This window comes from Staphylococcus epidermidis (genome assembly GCF_006742205.1).
Lineage (GTDB): Bacteria > Bacillota > Bacilli > Staphylococcales > Staphylococcaceae > Staphylococcus > Staphylococcus epidermidis.
Window position 1 is genome coordinate 1,699,401 of record NZ_AP019721.1, and the last position, 18,421, is coordinate 1,717,821.

The 18,421-nt window shown below is 33.6% G+C and carries 16 protein-coding genes; 4 read left to right on the forward strand and 12 right to left on the reverse strand.

Annotated features, from left to right (window positions below; translation table 11 throughout):
• Positions 1-53: 53 nt before the first annotated feature.
• From FNL83_RS08245 to zapA, 4 genes are all read right to left on the reverse strand, one after another.
• Entirely contained in the window at positions 54-2,402 is a 2,349-nt protein-coding gene (locus FNL83_RS08245; protein WP_001833037.1) for an endonuclease MutS2, read from the reverse strand.
• A gap of 9 nt (positions 2,403-2,411) precedes the next feature.
• Positions 2,412-4,121 (reverse strand): DNA polymerase/3'-5' exonuclease PolX, encoded by a 1,710-nt coding sequence (gene polX, locus FNL83_RS08250; protein WP_001830120.1) that lies wholly within the window; start codon positions 4,119-4,121, stop codon positions 2,412-2,414.
• Between the two features lie 74 nt (positions 4,122-4,195).
• Positions 4,196-4,717, reverse strand: coding sequence for a CvpA family protein (locus FNL83_RS08255; protein WP_001830147.1), 522 nt, complete (start codon positions 4,715-4,717; stop codon positions 4,196-4,198).
• Entirely contained in the window at positions 4,718-4,984 is a 267-nt protein-coding gene (gene zapA / locus FNL83_RS08260; protein ID WP_001830081.1) for a cell division protein ZapA, read from the reverse strand. It lies immediately after the preceding gene.
• A 260-nt stretch (positions 4,985-5,244) separates the two neighbouring features.
• Here zapA and rnhC point away from each other — a divergent pair, with 260 nt between their 5' ends.
• A complete protein-coding gene (gene rnhC, locus FNL83_RS08265; protein WP_002485123.1) occupies positions 5,245-6,171 on the forward strand; it encodes a ribonuclease HIII in 927 nt (308 codons plus the stop codon).
• Between the two features lie 51 nt (positions 6,172-6,222).
• Here rnhC and pheT read toward each other — a convergent pair whose 3' ends face one another.
• The 3 genes from pheT to FNL83_RS08280 all read right to left on the reverse strand — a co-directional run bounded on the left by pheT (position 6,223) and on the right by FNL83_RS08280 (position 10,791).
• A complete protein-coding gene (gene pheT, locus FNL83_RS08270; protein WP_002485127.1) occupies positions 6,223-8,625 on the reverse strand; it encodes a phenylalanine--tRNA ligase subunit beta in 2,403 nt (800 codons plus the stop codon).
• Positions 8,625-9,683, reverse strand: a complete 1,059-nt coding sequence (gene pheS / locus FNL83_RS08275) for a phenylalanine--tRNA ligase subunit alpha (RefSeq protein ID WP_001830082.1) — start codon at positions 9,681-9,683, stop codon at positions 8,625-8,627. The genes pheT and pheS overlap by 1 nt, the downstream gene beginning before the upstream one ends.
• Positions 9,684-10,050: 367 nt before the next feature.
• The gene (locus tag FNL83_RS08280) at positions 10,051-10,791 is read right to left on the reverse strand and encodes a TrmH family RNA methyltransferase (RefSeq protein ID WP_002485784.1); all 741 of its coding nucleotides are present in this window, start codon (positions 10,789-10,791) and stop codon (positions 10,051-10,053) included.
• 338 nt (positions 10,792-11,129) lie between these two features.
• On the opposite strand from FNL83_RS08280, the gene FNL83_RS08290 reads away from it, so the two are divergent.
• Positions 11,130-13,613, forward strand: a complete 2,484-nt coding sequence (locus FNL83_RS08290; RefSeq protein ID WP_002485785.1) for a YSIRK-type signal peptide-containing protein — start codon at positions 11,130-11,132, stop codon at positions 13,611-13,613.
• 479 nt (positions 13,614-14,092) lie between these two features.
• Here FNL83_RS08290 and rpmF read toward each other — a convergent pair whose 3' ends face one another.
• The gene (gene rpmF / locus FNL83_RS08295; protein ID WP_001830121.1) at positions 14,093-14,266 is read right to left on the reverse strand and encodes a 50S ribosomal protein L32; all 174 of its coding nucleotides are present in this window, start codon (positions 14,264-14,266) and stop codon (positions 14,093-14,095) included.
• 77 nt (positions 14,267-14,343) lie between these two features.
• Positions 14,344-14,898, reverse strand: a complete 555-nt coding sequence (locus FNL83_RS08305; RefSeq protein ID WP_001830128.1) for a YceD family protein — start codon at positions 14,896-14,898, stop codon at positions 14,344-14,346.
• Positions 14,899-15,024: 126 nt separating this feature from the next.
• On the opposite strand from FNL83_RS08305, the gene FNL83_RS08310 reads away from it, so the two are divergent.
• Positions 15,025-16,158, forward strand: coding sequence for a nucleotidyltransferase (locus FNL83_RS08310; protein WP_002470248.1), 1,134 nt, complete (start codon positions 15,025-15,027; stop codon positions 16,156-16,158).
• A 403-nt stretch (positions 16,159-16,561) separates the two neighbouring features.
• Here FNL83_RS08310 and coaD read toward each other — a convergent pair whose 3' ends face one another.
• Positions 16,562-17,047, reverse strand: a complete 486-nt coding sequence (gene coaD, locus FNL83_RS08315) for a pantetheine-phosphate adenylyltransferase (protein WP_001830072.1) — start codon at positions 17,045-17,047, stop codon at positions 16,562-16,564.
• Position 17,048: 1 nt separating this feature from the next.
• A complete protein-coding gene (gene rsmD, locus FNL83_RS08320) occupies positions 17,049-17,591 on the reverse strand; it encodes a 16S rRNA (guanine(966)-N(2))-methyltransferase RsmD (RefSeq protein ID WP_001830140.1) in 543 nt (180 codons plus the stop codon).
• 66 nt (positions 17,592-17,657) lie between these two features.
• On the opposite strand from rsmD, the gene FNL83_RS08325 reads away from it, so the two are divergent.
• A complete protein-coding gene (locus FNL83_RS08325; protein ID WP_001830114.1) occupies positions 17,658-18,047 on the forward strand; it encodes a DUF7147 family protein in 390 nt (129 codons plus the stop codon).
• 9 nt (positions 18,048-18,056) lie between these two features.
• On the opposite strand, the gene FNL83_RS08330 is transcribed toward FNL83_RS08325, so the two are convergent.
• On the reverse strand, positions 18,057-18,308 hold the full coding sequence (locus FNL83_RS08330) for a DUF2129 domain-containing protein (RefSeq protein ID WP_002439362.1): 252 nt from the start codon (positions 18,306-18,308) through the stop codon (positions 18,057-18,059).
• Positions 18,309-18,421: the final 113 nt, after the last annotated feature.

An 18,421-nucleotide genomic window follows, 5' to 3' on the forward strand; every position in this document is an offset into this window, starting at 1 on the left:
TAAAATTGTCCATTTAATTATTCAGATATAGTCACATTACTCATATCTTAAGGTTACTTGAGTTCTGCCACAGTGACACCAAATCCACCTTCATTAGGCATACCTCCTCTAAATTGTCTAACGCTTTTATGTTTTTTCAAATGTTGTTGAACACCTTTTTGAAGTGCTCCCGTACCTTTACCATGAATAATATAAACTTGTTCGTAATTGCTTAAAACCGCCTGATCAAGATATTGATCTAATTCATTTAAAGCTTCTTCGTAACGATATCCTCTTAAATCAAGTTCTGTTTTAATAGTTTGTCTATTTTGTCTTGTTACCATTTTTGTAGGTTTTTCTTTTTTCTTTTTCGTTTTTTCTAAATCTTCAATAGGTAATTTCATTTTAATAATTCCCATTTGTACAACTGCTTCTTCGTTACCTACAAGTTCAAGCACTTCACCTTTTTGACCGTAAGATAGAACTTTCACTTCATCTCCAGCATGAATCGTATCATACTTTTTCTTTTGAACATGTTGCTTAATTGATTTTGCCTCATATTGATCATCAAGTTGTTTCTTTTTATCAATTAATTCATGTTCCTTTACTTCAGCGCCCTTATGATCTCTTAGATTTCTAAGTTCTTTAAGAATTTCGTCCGCTTCTTTAGTCGCAGATTTCACACGCTGATTAGCTTTTTCTTTAGCTTCCTCCATCAAAGATTTCTCATAATTTTGATACTGTTGATATTGTTTAGACAAGGCATCGTGAGTTTCCTGTGCTTCTCTCACAAGTCTATCTAATTCTATTCGTTGTTGGTCAACACGTTTTGAATTGTGTTCTAATGATTCAATCATGGCATTGATTTCTTGCTCGTCTGTCCCTATCATTGTCTTAGCTTTATTAATGATGTTGAGACTTAGACCAAGTTTTTTTGAAATGTCGAAGGCATTAGATCGCCCTGGAACACCCATTAATAATTTATAAGTCGGACTCAGAGTATCAACGTCAAATTCAACACTTGCATTCATGACACCTTCACGATTATAACTATAAGCTTTTAATTCAGGGTAATGTGTTGTCGCCATAACTAAAGATCCTAAACGACGTACATAATCTAAGATACTCATTGCGAGTGCCGCACCTTCACTTGGATCTGTACCTGCGCCTAGTTCATCAAATAAAATCAGACTATTTTGATCTGCATCCTGTAATATTTCCACTATATTTTTCATGTGAGATGAAAACGTTGATAATGATTGTTCTATAGATTGTTCATCTCCAATATCACAATACACATTTTCAAAGATACTTAATTGGCTTCCATCCAGTGTAGGAATTAACAATCCTGACTGTGCCATGACAATTATCAAACCTAGCGTTTTTAAAGTGACAGTCTTACCACCCGTGTTTGGTCCAGTAATAATGACAGTTTCTACATCGTCAATAAATTCAATTGTATTTGCTACAACAGTATCTTTGTCTAATAAAGGGTGAAATGCATTGGGTAAATATATCGTTCGCTCCTCTTTAAATGTAGGTTTTGTTCCTTTTATAGTGCGCGCATAACGAGCTTTAGCAATTAAAAAATCGATTTGACCCATGACCGATTCAGCAACGAGTAATGCATCAGATTCCGCCGAAACTAATCCCGTCAATTCAGTCAATATACGTTCACGTTCAACTGCTTCATCATTACGCAAACGACTAATTTGATTATTCATCTCTACAACAGAATTCGGTTCAATATATAGTGTTTGTCCTGATGCCGATTGGTCATGAACAATACCATTGAAATCTTGTCTATATTCAGCTTTCACCGGAATAACATTGCGATCATTTCTTACTGTTACAATTGCATCAGATAGTTTTTTTTGATTCCCTTGATTTTTCACTATTCTATCTAAATTTTGACGAATCCGTTGATTTGTTCTTGAAATTTTACTTCTAATACTTTGTAAAGTATAACTCGCATGGTCAAATAAATCGTGTGCATCACATTTTTCATTAATTTCTTTAAATAAATCTGTAAGTATCGGTAGATGATTCATTTTATCATGCAGTATAGGATACTTAACCTCTTCATCTTCCTCTAGCATTTGATTGTAAAATGTTTTAAATTGATTTTGCACTTGAACTAGGCGTTTAATTCTGTTTAATTCTCCCACATTTAAAACGCCTCCTATGCTAGCCCTATGAACAAGTGGAGACACTTTTGCTAGACCACTTAAGCTTGGTAATCGATGCTTGTTATAGATTTGTGAAATTTCATCTGTTTCATTCATTTGAAATTCTACTGTATCGAAATTACTAGCGGGAGCCATCTCTTGTACTTTTTCACGACCTAAATCACTTATAGTTTCATCAGCCACAAATGATTTAATCTTTTCAAATTCCAAGACATCTAATGTTTTTTGTCTCATGCAATCCCTCTATTTCTTATATTTATTCGTTTCAACAAATGAGCGAAAGGCTTCCTTCGTCATTGTATTAATGACCCTCTCTTTATTGACAAATCCTTTTTGTGCAGTAGCAACACCATATTTCATGAAATCAAGATGATTTGTATGATGAGCATCCGTATTAATTGTCAACTTAACCTTTGGATATTTACGAACGATTTCTGCATTTAAATCTAAACGATGCGGATTTGCGTTAATCTCTAAAATTGTATTTGTTTCTTCGGCTAAATTCATTAACTTTTCAATATTTGCTTTATAACCTTTTCTACGTCCAATAATACGACCGGTTGGATGAGCAATGTGACGCACATATGGATTTCTACATGCTGTTTCCAAACGTTTCATGATTTCGTCTTCAGATTGATTAAAGTTTTGATGAATAGCTGCGATAACATAATCAAGCTGTGCCAAAACTTCATCATCGTAATCTAATGTTCCATCAGGTAAAATGTCCATTTCCGTTCCTGAATATATGTCTATTTCTTTATATTCTTCATTTAATTGCTTTATTTCTTCATTTTGTCTTAGCAGACGGTCGACTTGTAATCCATGAGCTACTTTTAAACTTTGTGAGTGATCTGTAATGACCATAAATTCATAACCTTTTTCAATATTTGCCTCAATCATTTCTTTAATCGAAAAGGCACCATCACTATATGTTGTGTGCATATGCAAATCTCCATTGATATCATCTAATTGAATGATTTGACTCAGATCTTTATCAAACTCACTACCATCTTCACGCATGGCAGGCGCAATCCAATCTACACCAAAATGATGATAGATCGCTTCTTCACTTTGTAATTGTAATAGCTTACCATCTTGTTGTTCGATACCATACTCACTAACCTTTTCGTCGCGTGCTTTTGCTAATTGTCTTATTCTAATATTATGATCCTTCGAACCGGTGAAGTGTTGTAAGGTATGGTAAAAGGCAGCAGGTTCTATCAATCTAAAATCAACGCCAATCGTCTCATCATCATAAGCTAATTCCAGAGAAATTTTAGTATCCCCAACAGCAACATCTTTGACTTTATTCGGAATACGAAGTAATTGTTGTTGAACTTTTTTAGGCTCCGATGTACTAATAATGAAATCTAAATCTTTACTCATTTCCTTATATCTTCGAAAACTACCAGCAGTTGAATATTGTTCAACTCCTTCTAACTGTTCAATAAATTTTACAATTTCTTGGTTGAGTCCTCTCATTAGCTCTATAGGATAACGATCTTTTTTAGCACCTATCGACTTCACTGCTTCTAAAATGTTTTGCTCTGTTTTTTTTGCAAAACCTTTTAAAGTACTAACCTTACCTTCTTCACAGGCTTGTTGAAGTGTTTCTTTATCTGTAATTTGAAGTTCATGATATAGTTTTGCTATTTTTTTACTGCCTAATCCCTGTATTTTCAAAAGTGGCACTAACCCTTCAGGTACTTCATCTTGAAGTGTTTGAAGGGTCGATGATTGACCTTGTGTTTTAAATTCATTAATAACTTCTCCTACGCCTTTTCCAATGCCTTTAAGTTCTGTTACATCATCAATCTCTTCTAATGTACGCTCATCAACCTCTAAACTTTGTGCGGCTTTTCTATACGCTGAAACTTTAAATGTATTTTCTCCTTTTAGCTCCATATATATAGCTATTTTTTCTAATAATTGAATTACATCTTTTTTTGTCATCAATATCACTCCATAAAAAGAAGACCAGGACATAACATTAACGTTCGAATTTGTCCTGACCTCATGTCATTACTTTATAAATTTAAAATAAATTGTGATAAATAAGGAATTTGTTCAATCACAACTCGACTTACTAGCGATTGAGATAATTGGTACTGTATAAATGAATGCGGATATAGCGATAATAAATAAAGTCCAATTTGTAAATATATAAAAACCGATATGATACTCAAAACGACACTAGATATCCGACTTACTAAATGTATCTTTTTATACGTTATTATATTATCAAATGTAACAACAACTAGATACAAAATAAGCTTACACATACCAAATATTATAATAAATGCTATCACTTTTTCAAATCTGTATTGCAAATGATCATAAGGTATAGTATAGACCATATCAAACGCCACCGTTTTCGGAAATGGCACAAATACAACTAAACGTTGCGCAATCGATTGATAATGTTGTGACGCAATATATAAAGATACAATTGAAGAAGCAAAGTGCAATATCGATAACCAAATACCTCTACGAAACCCTATCACTATAAAGTAACAAATAATAAGAAGAACAACTATATCAATGAGCATTTATTCATCTCTTTGTTTTAATTGATTTATTTCTTGTTGTAATCGTCTGTTCTCTTCTTCTAATATAACTTTCTCATGCATAATATTCACAGATGTTAAAATCGCTTTTCGAGTTGTATCTAAACCTGCTGATTTTTGACCTAATTCTTGCATTTTTTCATCAACAAGATGTGCTACATAACGAATATGTTCAGGGCTATCTTCGCCAATGATTGTGAAATGTTGATCATTAATCGTAACATTTATTCTATTTTTAAATTCACCCATACTAATTTCTCCTGACCTTGGATTAAAATGATTTTAACTTAAGCAATTTTTTCAAATTCCAATTTATTAAATTGTAAATTGTAGTATTTTACATATTTTTACTTATCATCAAATATTATACATGAGTGTAAATACCGATGTAAACGTCTGTTATTAAAAGATAATACAGATGACATATTCAACAAAATCATTTAAGACTATATTCAATATTAAAATTTGATAAAATATAAAAGAGTACAAAAAAAGAGAGGATTCAATTAATGGGAAATGTCGTATACAAACTCACGTCAAAAGAAATTCAATCATTGATGGCTCAAACTACTTTTGAGACGACGAAGTTACCTCAAGGTATGAAAGCTCGTACGAGATATCAAAATACTGTTATCAACATCTATAGTTCTGGCAAAGTAATGTTTCAAGGTAAGAATGCTGATCAACTTGCGAGTCAATTGCTACCAGATAAACAATCAACAACTGGCAAACATACATCATCAAATACAACTAGTATTCAATATAATCGTTTTCATTGTATTGGAAGCGATGAAGCAGGCAGTGGCGACTATTTTGGTCCATTGACTGTATGTGCAGCTTATGTGAGCCAATCACATATCAAAATCTTAAAAGAACTTGGTGTAGATGATTCAAAAAAACTAAACGATACTAAAATCGTCGATCTTGCAGAACAGCTCATTACCTTTATCCCGCATTCTTTATTAACATTAGATAATGTTAAGTATAACGAACGACAAAGTATAGGATGGTCTCAAGTTAAAATGAAAGCTGTCTTACATAATGAAGCTATCAAAAATGTGCTTCAAAAAATTGAGCAAGATCAACTGGATTATATTGTTATTGATCAATTTGCAAAGCGAGAAGTTTATCAACATTATGCATTATCAGCATTACCTTTTCCTGACAAAACAAAATTTGAAACAAAAGGTGAATCTAAATCACTAGCAATCGCGGTAGCAAGCATTATTTCTCGTTATGCATTTGTTAAACACATGGACCACATCTCTAAAAAACTCCATATGGAAATACCAAAAGGAGCAAGTAACAAAGTAGATTTAATTGCCGCTAAAGTCATTCAAAAATATGATATTCAACAACTTGATACTATTTCAAAAAAACATTTTAAAAACAGAGATAAGGCAATTCATCTAATGAATCAAAAATACAATAAATAAAAGGACTTACGCACTAGTATTTATTACTAATGCGTAAGTCCTTTATGTTAATTATCTAATAATTGCACCATGCTTTTTAAGTGCTTCTAAAATTTTATCATGCACAGCATTTACACGTTCATCGGTAAGTGTGTTTTCTGTATCTAGATAACTAAGTCTAATTGCAATAGATTTTTTCCCTTTTTCTAAATGTTCACCTTCGTATACGTCAAATACGAGTGTATCATTTAAAATATCTTCACCATTCTCATGAATAATGGATAACAATTCAGATGAAGTAACTTCATGATTAACTTCTAATGCAATATCACGTGTTACACCTGGAAATCTAGGTATAGGCTCATAATTAATATATCCCACAGAAACTTCCATCATTGCATCATAATTAAGTTCAAATACATACGTACGCTTTAAATCATTGTTTGCAGCTAACGTAGGGTGTAGCTCACCTATGAAACCAATATCTTTACCATTAAGTGACACAATTGCTGTTCTTCCTGGATGTAACCCATCTATTTGACCAGCTCTAAAATCGAATTGAAGATTAAGCTTTTCAGCAATACGTTCAACAACACCCTTAGTTAAATAGAAATCAACTGACTCTTTCTTACCTTGCCAAGTGTTATTTACAAAGTCTCCAGTTAATATACCACTCAAATATTCTACTTCATCTGGTAACTCACCTTCACCGTTACCAAAGAAGACACGTCCGATTTCATATAACTTAACATTTGTATTTTTACGAGCAACATTGTATGATACTGCATCAATTAAATGCGGTAATAAACTTTGACGTAATGTGGAATGTGCTTCACTCATAGGCATAAGTAATTCAATTGTAGGACGATTTTGTAGTGCAAAATCGGTAGCATGATTTTTTGATACCAATGAATAAGTAATAGCTTGGTCTAGCCCAGCGCCCTCAAGCGTTTCTTTAACAGTACGCGTTTTAAACTGTCGATCTGTTAGTTCTCCACTTGTAACATCTTTAAATACAGGTAGCGTTGATGGTATTTCATCGTATCCATATATACGTGCTACTTCTTCTATTAAGTCTTCTTTAATAGAAATGTCTTTACGTCTTGATGGAACATTCACGGTAATTTCACCATTTTTATTTTCAGTGTCAAATCCTAATTGCTCAAAAATATCAATGATTTCTTCATCAGTTAAATTAAAACCAATTGTACGGTTAACTTTGTCAGCAGTGATTTCTATTGGGGTCACAAATGATCCTAAATCTCCATGCGAAACTCGGTCTTTTAAAACTGTTCCTGAAGCATATCTTTCAAGTAAATAACAAGCTCTATCTACAGCTTCATCGACAAATTCAGTTGCAATCCCCTTTTCAAATCGACTCGATGATTCGCTTCTTAAATTTAAACGGCGTGATGTATGTCGAATAGATACAGGATCAAAGATAGCCCCTTCTACTACAACATGTCGTGTTTGTTCAGTGACTTCAGAGAAATCCCCTCCCATAACACCTCCTAATGCAATAGGGTCTTTGCCATTTGTAATGACAATATCAGTATCTAACAATCGACGTTCTTCACCATCTAAAGTTCTCATTGTCTCATCTTTTTTAGCTTGTCTAACTTCTATAGATTGCGAACCAATTTGTTCTTGATCAAACATGTGTAGAGGTTGGCCATATTCTAAAAGTACATAATTTGAAATATCTACCACATTATTAATTGGACGTATTCCCGCTTTAATTAATCGGAACTGCATCCATACTGGAGAAGGACCAATAGTCACGTCATGAACAACACGTGTACTATAGTAAGGTACTTTATCTTCATTTTTAACTTCTATTGTTAGTTCATCTTTAGCAGATTCTTGACTTTCATTGCTTGTTAACTGAGGTTTATTCATTTTAGTTTGATATAAAGCTGCGACTTCATACGCAGTACCTACCATGCTTAATGCATCAGCACGATTAGGTGTTAAATCAAATTCCATCACTTGGTCATTAAGATATATTGCTTCTAACGCATCTGTTCCAGGTTTAACTGCTTCTGGAAATACATATATACCTGACTCATAATTTTTAGGAGTTACATGACTTGAAATACCTATTTCTTGTAATGAGCAAATCATACCTTCAGAGCGTTCGCCACGTAATTTGGCACGTTTAATTTTAATTCCACCAGGTAAACGACCACCAACTTTAGCAACAATCACGTGTTGCCCTTCATCTACATTTGGTGCACCACAAACAATTTGAACTGGTTCTTCTTCACCTAAGTCTACTTGACAAATATTTAATTTATCAGCATTTGGATGTGGCGTCTTCGACAAGACATGTCCAACTACTAATTTTTTAATATCTTTTGTATAGTCAATAATATCATCGACTTCAATTCCAGTTCTTGTAATTCTCTCTGCTAACGCTTGAACTGACTGGTCAACATTCACATAATCTTTTAGCCATTCATTTGAAATTAACATTATTGTTCACCTCTATCTTCTACAGCTTTAAATTGATCTAAGAAACGGACATCATTGGTATAAAAGTGACGAATATCTTCAATACCATACTTTAACATTGCAATTCGATCTGGTCCCATACCAAATGCGAAGCCAGAATATTCCTTAGAATCGAATCCGGCCATTTCTAATACATTCGGGTGAACCATGCCCGCTCCTAAAATTTCAATCCAACCTGTATGTTTACAAACATTACAACCCTGTCCTTTACATTTGAAACATGATACATCTACTTCAACTGATGGTTCAGTAAACGGGAAATAACTTGGGCGTAAACGAATCTCACGATCTGCACCGAATAATTTTTTTGCAACTAACTCTAAAGTCCCTTTTAAATCGCTCATTTTAATATCTTTATCAACTACTAAACCTTCAATTTGTGTAAATTGGTGGCTATGTGTTGCATCATCTGAGTCACGTCGATAAACTTTACCGGGACAAATAATTTTGACTGGTCCTTGTCCTTTACGTTTTTCCATAGTACGTGCTTGTACTGGTGAAGTATGTGTACGCATTAAAATTTCTTCTGTGATATAAAAGCTATCTTGCATATCACGTGCTGGATGCGATTTAGGTAAGTTTAAAGCTTCAAAATTATAATAATCTTGTTCAACTTCATAACCATCAACAATTTCATAACCTAACCCTAAGAACAAGTCTTCAATCTCTTCAACTGTACGTGTTAAAGGATGTTTTGATCCAATTTCAATATGACGACTTGGCAATGTGACATCAATTGTTTCTTCAGAAAGCTGTTGATTTAATTTCTCTTCTTTGATTAGCTTTTGTCTTTCATCTAATTCACTTTGAATAGTTTGTCTTAATTCATTTACCTTTTGACCATACGCAGGTTTGTCTTCATTAGGCAAATCTTTCATATTTTTCATTAAGCCGCTAACAGAACCTTTTTTACCTAAATATTTCACTTTTACTTCTTGTAACGCTTGTGCATCTTTTGCTTCGTTTATATCCACTAAAGCTTGTTGCTTCAACTCAGACATTAGATCATTTTGAGTCATGACTGAATTCCTCCTTATATAGTCCCTTCAATTATTTACAAATCAATACCGCCACTTGTTAATAACAAAAAAGCTTTCATCCCCTGTTCAAAAGGGACGAAAGCTTTCCGTGGTACCACCCAAATTTATGCATGCGCATACACTTGTAAATCTATTGATAACGGAATGACTATTCCGACTTAAATTTCTTTAAGTTACCAAAAAGATGAAAAAATTATTACAAGTTGGAATGACTTTCAGTCTCGATCATTCTCCCTTTTCAACTTTCTAAATAATTTATGTCTTTTTATAGGTTATTATTAATATGTTAAAGCGATAGTAATTTTGAAATTTCATTCATTATTATAGTCGATGATAACATCAAAGGTCAACCTTTCAGCTGATACATTAAGATACTTCCAGCAATAGCAACATTTAAACTTTCGGCTTTGCCATAAATAGGAATAGTGAGATTTTGCGTTGTTTCTTTTAGTAAATCTGGGTTAACACCTTCTCCTTCATTACCTAATATAAGCGCAAAATTGGCTTGTGCTTCAATATCATTGAAGCTCACTGCGTTTTCAAGTGCCGTACCATACACTGGACCATTAAATTGATGAATATAATTGTTGATGTCATCAAAAATGACTGGTATATGAAAAATGCTTCCTTGACTAGCACGGATCACCTTATCTTGAAAAGGGTCAGCCGTCCCCTTCTCCATAACTATCAAATCTAATCCAGCAGCATCAGCTGTCCTAATTAAAGTTCCTAGATTACCAGGATCTTGAATACGGTCAATTAATAATACTTGTTTGGCTAGTGTCTTATCATAGGTTGGTTTTTTTATAATGGCAAAGAAACCTTGAGGTGTAACAGTTCCAGAAAGTGCTTCAGCAACTTTTAGATTAATTTGATACACTTCTTTCGCATAATCAATTATTGAAGATGACATTCTATCGGTATCAACGATAAACAATTGTATTACTTCAATTTGACTTTGATAAGCTTCTTCTATGAGATGAATCCCCTCTACTAAAGCAAGACCCGTTTTATCCCTCTCACGTTTCTTTTTTAATTTATTCGCATTTTTTATTTTACTATTTTGAGCAGAAGTAATTTGTTCCATTAAAATATGTCTCCATCTTCAAAAGTTTATAATTCCATTGTAAGTGAATATGTATCATTTTCAAAGTCAATAATGATGTATTCTTTAAAATTGATATATCCTTTGAAAAACAATCAAATTTGTATTTCTTTTATTTCAGCGATTTTAATTTTAAAACGTATGATTATTGTTTTGAAAACAGAAAAAATATTCAATAATTATTTTATATAGTTGTTCGAAGTTAGAAAAATATGTTAATATATTGACATCGAATACAAACTCAGATAGATTTATTTCAATCTAGTTTAAAAAATCTCAAACGCAACTGAGACAACTACATTCAAAGGAGAGATTACATTATGAAAAAATCTAGTAAATTTTCAAAAGATTTTCCTACTAGAAAAAATCATTACGCAATTAGAAAATTCACAGTTGGCACTGCTTCGATTATCGTAGGATCATTCTTATTTTTCGGACAAACACAAGCTCATGCTGAACAGGCTGAAGAATTCGAAAGAGTAACAACTGGTACAGTTGATACAGGTGGACAGCCTGCTAGAGCAGATCAAGGACAAGAAGGACCACAAGCAGGCGCGGATACGCACAATACAGCAAGTCAACCTGGTGTTACAGGTCAAGATGCACCAAATGAAAATCATGCTGGTGACCAAAATGCTGCAGTAACACATCCGGCTAATCAAGAAAATAATGCACCTCAAGTTGGGGCTGGTACTCCTGGCGCTGAGAACACACCACAAGCCGGTGGTGAAAATCATAATCAAGATACTGCAGTAACTTCAGCAGGTACTAATGGGGAACAAAATGGTGGTAAACTAGCTACGTCAACAACTGGTCAAGATGCCGCGCAATCCAATGGACCTCAAGGTACTTCAGTAGCCCAACCTGGTAATGATGCTTCTAGCCAAGGTCATGATACACCTCAAGCTGATGCTGGTACTCACAATACAGAAGGCCAACCTGCTGTAACTACTGGTGAGCAAGCTGGTGGTAAGCCTGCTGCAACGAAACCTGAAGGTGCCAGTGCAGAAACTGCGCCAGCGCCTAATAATGCTGATGAAAATCACGCTCAACCTTCACCGCAAACAGGAGGTACTACAGCAACGCAAGCTGGACAAGTAAAACCATCCGGTGATTCTACGCCTACCGGTGAGCCAAACAAAGCAGACGATCAAGGTACACAAATTAAACCTACAAGTAACCAAGGTACTACAGCAACAACTAATGAAACTGGAAATCAAAAACCAAGTGGTCAAACAGGTAATACTGAGAACACGCCTAATGATGGTACTCAATTAAAACCTAATAATGACCCAGCTGTGACTGGTACGCCAAATACTAATGGAGAACAAACTGGACAACCTAATGCAACAGTAACACCAGGACAAGGTAATGAAGAGATTAACGGAGCTAGTAAACCTGGAGAAGTGTCTCCGAAACCTGAAGAAAACAATCCAACTGCCACTGAACCTGGTACAACTGCACCTGGGAATACTAATCAAGACACACAAGTAAAACCTAATACAGATCAGACTGCTACTGGTACTCCAGCTGGTACTGATAATCAAAATACGCAACAAGGCAATACTGAACAAAATAACCAAAATGCTCAACCATCAGCACCTGGAACAACTGATCAAGCCGGTGCTACGGTTAAACCTAGTACTACACCTAATCAAGACGCTGAAGTTAAACCTAGTACTACACCTAATCAAGACGCTGAAGTTAAACCTAATCCAGATCAAAATAATACACCAACTAATGGTCAAGACGGGAATCAAACAGGTCAAGGTACTCAAGTAAAACCTAATAACGATCAAACGGCAACTGGTACTCAAGGTGCCACTGGTAATCAAAATGCTGAACAAGGTAATACTGAACAAAATAACCAAAATGCTGAACCATCAGCACCTGGTACAACTGATCAAGCCGGTGCTACGGTTAAACCTGGTACTACACCTAACCAAGACGCTGAAGTTAAACCTAATACAGATCAGACTGCTACTGGTACTCAAGGTGCCACTGGTGATCAAAATGCTGAACAAGGTAATACTGAACAAAATAACCAAAATGCTGAACAAGGTAATACTGGGCAAGAGGGTTCTAATCCTAATCAAAGTGGTCAGTTAGGTGCTACGGTTAAACCTGGATCTGCTCCAAATCAAGATACTGAGGTAAAACCTAATCCAGATCAAAATAATAACCCAACTACTGGGCAAGACGCGAATCAAACAGGTCAAGGTACTCAAGTAAAACCTAATAACGATCAAACGACAACTGGTACTCCAGCTGGTACTGATAATCAAAATACACAACAAGGAAATACTGAACAAAACAATCAAAATGCTGAACAAGGTAATACTGGGCAAGAGGGTTCTAATCCTAATCAAAGTGGTCAGTTAGGTGCTACGGTTAAACCTGGATCTGCTCCAAATCAAGATACTGAAGCAACCCCTAATCCAGATCAAAATAATACACCAACTAATGGTCAAGACGGGGATCATACAGGTCAAGGTACTCAAGTAAAACCTAATCCAGATCAGACTGCTACTGGTACTCAAGGTGCCACTGGTGATCAAAATACGCAACAAGGCAATACTGAACAAAATAACCAAAATGCTGAACAAGGTAATACAGGCGGTACAGATAAAGATGCTAAAGTAAATACTAATGATGATGAAACAAAAACAGATGTTAAAAATGATACTGAATTACCTGAAACAGGACTAAGTAATGAATATGATTATACAACTACAGTATTTGGTTCTATCGCTTTAATATCTTCACTTTTATTACTAAGACGACAAAGAAAAGAATCTAAATAATACTTAACATCTTTAAAACGAGTAAATCGATATTGTGATTTACTCGATTTTTTAATTTCTTAAAAATTAATTTATCACAATATTAAATATTGAATAACTACAAAAGACGAATAAACTGAATAAGACAAAACGAGAACATGCTCGGTGACAAGGTTGATTATTCATAATATAAAGTATTAAATTGCTCTATTCAATTGTTAAATATTTTTTACATTCGGTCACACATAAATCAATATTCTGCTTCAAAATTAACTAAATTTCTATAAATTTTAAGAGACACATTTAAATTAGCTTAATTTTATTATATATACTCAAAAAAGAGATTCCTAAAATATAGGCATGCATTGTATTGGTAAGACAAGATAAATACTTTATTATTGCACTAAATTCCTATAAAAAAATTATTCTAGCTACTCTAGTTCAAAACAAAAAATCCAACAACCTCACATGAGATTGTTGGATTTATTTCTTGTGTTCTATTATTTAGAAACTACTTCTTCACCATTGTATGAACCACAGTTTTTACATACGCGGTGAGATAATTTGTATTCGCCACAGTTAGGGCATTCAGTCATACCAGGTACTGAAATTTTAAAATGTGTACGGCGTTTATTTTTTCTTGTTTTAGACGTTCTTCTTTTTGGTACTGCCATGATTAATCCTCCTTAGAATAGACACTTAATTCAAAATGTCAGCTCAATTAATAACTATTATATCATTAATTCAACTGCTATTGATCTTTATCGTATAATTGTTGTAATTTTTGAAGCCTTGGATCAACTTTTCTTTGTTCAGAATCACTATCTTGCTCTTTTTGAACTTCAGTCAATTGATCTTCATCAATGACTTCCCAACCATTGCCTTCTGTTAACATTTGATCACTATGTTCAGAATAAGCACGCATAGGTTTTTCAATAATTACAAGTTCTTCAGCAATGTCTTTAATATTAATCATACCGTCAGTTACAAGATGATAATGCTCATCTTCTTGATCGTCACTATCGGTATAACCATCATAGCCTTCTAAATCAAATACTTCTGAAGTAGATACATCAAGAGGCACATCAACTGGTACTAAAGTACGAGCACAAGGCATCGTGTAAGTTCCAGTAACATGCATGTCTGCAATCACTTCATTTGATTTGACTGTCAACTGTCCTTCAACATTGATATCTGAAAGATCAATTAAATCTAATGATTCTCTTAAATGCTCAAAATTAACCGTTTGATTAAATTCAAATGGCTTACCTTGATATTTTCTCAATTGTGTTATTGACCATTTCATATGGCTTCACCTCTAACAAGCACAAAATTTATTTTAACTTTCTAAACAAAAGTTGTCAAGATTTTTTCTTAACATACCTCGTTCTGTTACAATACTAATGATGAATACTGAAAAGGAGAAATGCAAATGAAAAGTGTTGGACTGATAACTGAATATAATCCTTTTCATAACGGGCACTTATTTCACGCTACATTGTCAAAACAACGCTCTGAAACTAATGTAACTATTGCTATTATGAGTGGCAATTTTGTGATGCGTGGAGAACCAGCAATCTACCATAAATTTAAACGCACTGAAATGGCTTTATCCGCCGTAGATTTGGTCGTTGAGCTACCAATGATAGGTAGCCTATCTTCTAGTGATACCTTTGCGGAAATAGCTATTAAAACAGCTCAGTATCTCGATATAGATATTATATCTTTTGGCAGTGAAAGTGCATCCTTAAAAGATTTACAATATCTTGCAACACAAATGATTGACTATGAAAAACATCCAGATTTTAAAGAGAAATTAAAACAAGGTAAAAGCTATCCACGAATCTTAAGTGAGTTAACACATAACGACACACTTTTACAATCTCCAAACAATATTTTAGGAATAAGCTACCTTAAAGCAATGCAGCAATTTGCGCCTCACATGTCAGCATTGACTATTAAAAGAGAAGGTTCACTTCATCATCAAAAAGTAATTGATCACCATCATTTTGCAAGTGGAACATCTATTAGGCGTTCGCTAATGAATGATAATGTAGACTGGAAAAATGTGGTCCCAAATCAAATACAATCTTTATATTGTAAACCTCATACTACGGTTGAGGATACATTTCCTTTTATCAAACACCAATTAATTACACAACCAAAAGAGAGCCTTCATTCTATTTACACAATAAATGAGGGGTTTGAAAATCGCTTGCAAACAATGATTCATCGAAGCGATTCCTTTGAGTCTCTATTATCAAACCTTAAAACAAAACGTTATACGCAGACATATATTCAACGTGTATTAATGAATGTGTTATTAAATATAACAAAAGATGATGTTAACAAGGAAATTAACGCTGTTAGAGTTTTAGGAATGAGTGAAAAAGGACGCTCATATTTAAAATATTTAAAAGCTAATTATCCAAATCGTCACTACATTACTAATGTAAATCAAAAGACTGCACACTATTTTAAAAATGAAATTAAAGCGACTCATGTATATAATCTATTAAGTAATCAATCACAGACAGACTTTAACACACCCTTAGTACGCATTTAAATGTTATAAAAGACCCGAAATCTTACAGCTCAATCATAGTGTTAGATACAAAACATAAATTGTAGTTTAATCCCATTGTAGTCAACGTTATTCTTTCACTGACCTGAACTTTTTTGTCATATTTCGTATAAAGAGTCACCTTTCTATCAACTTTATAATAAAAGACTCTGCTCTTATGGGTGTATCGCTTCATATTATCTATATCTTGCTGTAATCATTATGAACAAAAACTATAACATCTTTATTGTAATTTTGTTGTTCATTATGACTAAAATCCCTCAATAGAGTATCTTACAATTAGATACCCTATTGAGGGATTTTTTGACTGGATGATTAAGAGGTGGCAGCCTATTTCATATATAGAACTAAATGACTGTTATACACCTCTATATGTACAGTTGCCTTAGACATTAAATTTCTTTTTTAATGCTCTTTCGACATGAGGTGGTACAAAAGGTGAAATGTCCGCTTGATATGCAGCTACTTCTTTAACAATACTTGAACTTATAAATGAATAGTTTGCACTTGTCATCATGTACATTGTTTCAATATTACTATTTAACTTTTTGTTCATAGAAGTAAGTCGTAGTTCATATTCAAAGTCACTTACAGCTCTTAAACCTCGAATAATTGTCTTTGCACCTACTTGATCACAAAAATCAACAAGCAATCCATTAAAATGATGCACTTGTATATTAGGCAAATGTTTAACCGACTCTTCAATCAACGTCATGCGTTCTTCTGAGTCAAACGTTCCACCTTTACTACTATTTTTTAGTACACAAACATGGATTTCATCAAAGCGGTCGGCGCTTCTTTCAATGATATCTAAGTGACCATATGTAATTGGATCAAAACTACCGGGAATAACTGCTCTTGTCTTACTCATATTATTCTCCTTTTTCAAGTAACAAAGTATCTGTCAAACCATAATGATAACGCTTAATCATTTGAAATGGCGCAATTGTTATTTCTTCATTATGACTAAACTCACAAACGATAATACCATTTTCTTTTAATAAGTTAAACTCTGCTATACGAGAAATCGCCTCATTTATAAGCCCTTTATTATAAGGTGGGTCTAAAAAGATAACATCGAATTGTATTTCTCGTTTAGCAAGTGCTTTAAGTGCTCTGTCAGCATTATTTTTATAGACTTCAGCTTGTGACATTAAATCTAATTGATTAAGATTAGCTTTTATAACCTTGACCGCTTTAAAATTTTGATCTACAAAAATCATTTTATCCATACCACGGGATAATGCTTCAATGCCAAGTGCACCACTACCGGCAAATAAGTCTAATCCTAAACCAGAAACATCATATAAACTATTAAAAATACCTTCTTTAACTTTATCCATAGTTGGACGAGTATTTCGCCCCTCTAAACTTTCTAGCGCTTTACTTTTATGCTTACCCGCAATTACACGCATTGACTCACACTTCCATTTCATTCATTTATTTAATATAATTTGAAGATAAAGGAGTTTGATTTATTTATGAAACAATCATTTATTAAAATTGGTGAAGGTTTAACCGATTTATTCGAATTTACAACTCTTATAGAATATAATCATAAGCGAATCAATCGTATTGTGTATTTCCATACACCTCATTCTGAGAAACAATTATCGTCCGTTGCAATAATAATGAACCCTACTGCTGAAAAACATTTCCAGGCTATGTATATCATGACAAATGCCTTAAAATATCCCTATCCAGAGGGCAACAAAAAATTCAATATGATTAATTCAGCTGCAGAAAATTATGACATACCAGTTGTAGGTATCGACGTACAACCTCCTGATGTATATCCAGACTTAGAATTATATTTTAACTACCTTATCAGTGTTTTGCGTCTTCAAAGATGGATACCACCTTTGCAATAAATTGATACTCTATTGTATTTCATGTTTTTCTTTTTCATATGTTTTTTTCAAATATTTATATGGGGAACCTTGAATGTCGTGAACGTACTTGAGTTGCATAAGTTTATGAACAATATTGTCAGCATCTGCTTCATTTATATACATCACAACATATTTTCGTTGACGGTTTGAGTGCACGATGTGTCCATATTTTCTAATTTGTCGCTCATGTTTCATATGTTTTAAATAAATAATTAAACTCGTTCTAGGAATTATATTCATTTCTTACTCACTCCATTATTTATACATTTGTTATCATATCATGACTTTATAAGTAATGAAATGACTAAGGATTAACCTAAATGATAAAAGTTATATTGAAACTCTATGACTTT

Bases quoted from the DNA above. Each gene is read 5' to 3' on its own strand.
- FNL83_RS08245 (WP_001833037.1), bottom strand. From the start codon at position 2,402: ATGAGACAAAAAACATTAGATGTCTTGGAATTTGAAAAGATTAAATCA.
- FNL83_RS08310 (WP_002470248.1), top strand. From the start codon at position 15,025: ATGAAAAGTGTTGGACTGATAACTGAATATAATCCTTTTCATAACGGG.
- rnhC (WP_002485123.1), top strand. From the start codon at position 5,245: ATGGGAAATGTCGTATACAAACTCACGTCAAAAGAAATTCAATCATTG.
- coaD (WP_001830072.1), bottom strand. From the start codon at position 17,047: ATGAGTAAGACAAGAGCAGTTATTCCCGGTAGTTTTGATCCAATTACA.
- pheT (WP_002485127.1), bottom strand. From the start codon at position 8,625: ATGTTAATTTCAAATGAATGGCTAAAAGATTATGTGAATGTTGACCAG.
- FNL83_RS08305 (WP_001830128.1), bottom strand. From the start codon at position 14,898: ATGAAATGGTCAATAACACAATTGAGAAAATATCAAGGTAAGCCATTT.
- FNL83_RS08280 (WP_002485784.1), bottom strand. From the start codon at position 10,791: ATGGAACAAATTACTTCTGCTCAAAATAGTAAAATAAAAAATGCGAAT.
- rsmD (WP_001830140.1), bottom strand. From the start codon at position 17,591: ATGCGTGTAATTGCGGGTAAGCATAAAAGTAAAGCGCTAGAAAGTTTA.
- FNL83_RS08325 (WP_001830114.1), top strand. From the start codon at position 17,658: ATGAAACAATCATTTATTAAAATTGGTGAAGGTTTAACCGATTTATTC.
- pheS (WP_001830082.1), bottom strand. From the start codon at position 9,683: ATGACTCAAAATGATCTAATGTCTGAGTTGAAGCAACAAGCTTTAGTG.
- FNL83_RS08255 (WP_001830147.1), bottom strand. From the start codon at position 4,717: ATGCTCATTGATATAGTTGTTCTTCTTATTATTTGTTACTTTATAGTG.
- rpmF (WP_001830121.1), bottom strand. From the start codon at position 14,266: ATGGCAGTACCAAAAAGAAGAACGTCTAAAACAAGAAAAAATAAACGC.
- zapA (WP_001830081.1), bottom strand. From the start codon at position 4,984: ATGGGTGAATTTAAAAATAGAATAAATGTTACGATTAATGATCAACAT.
- polX (WP_001830120.1), bottom strand. From the start codon at position 4,121: ATGACAAAAAAAGATGTAATTCAATTATTAGAAAAAATAGCTATATAT.
- FNL83_RS08330 (WP_002439362.1), bottom strand. From the start codon at position 18,308: ATGAATATAATTCCTAGAACGAGTTTAATTATTTATTTAAAACATATG.
- FNL83_RS08290 (WP_002485785.1), top strand. From the start codon at position 11,130: ATGAAAAAATCTAGTAAATTTTCAAAAGATTTTCCTACTAGAAAAAAT.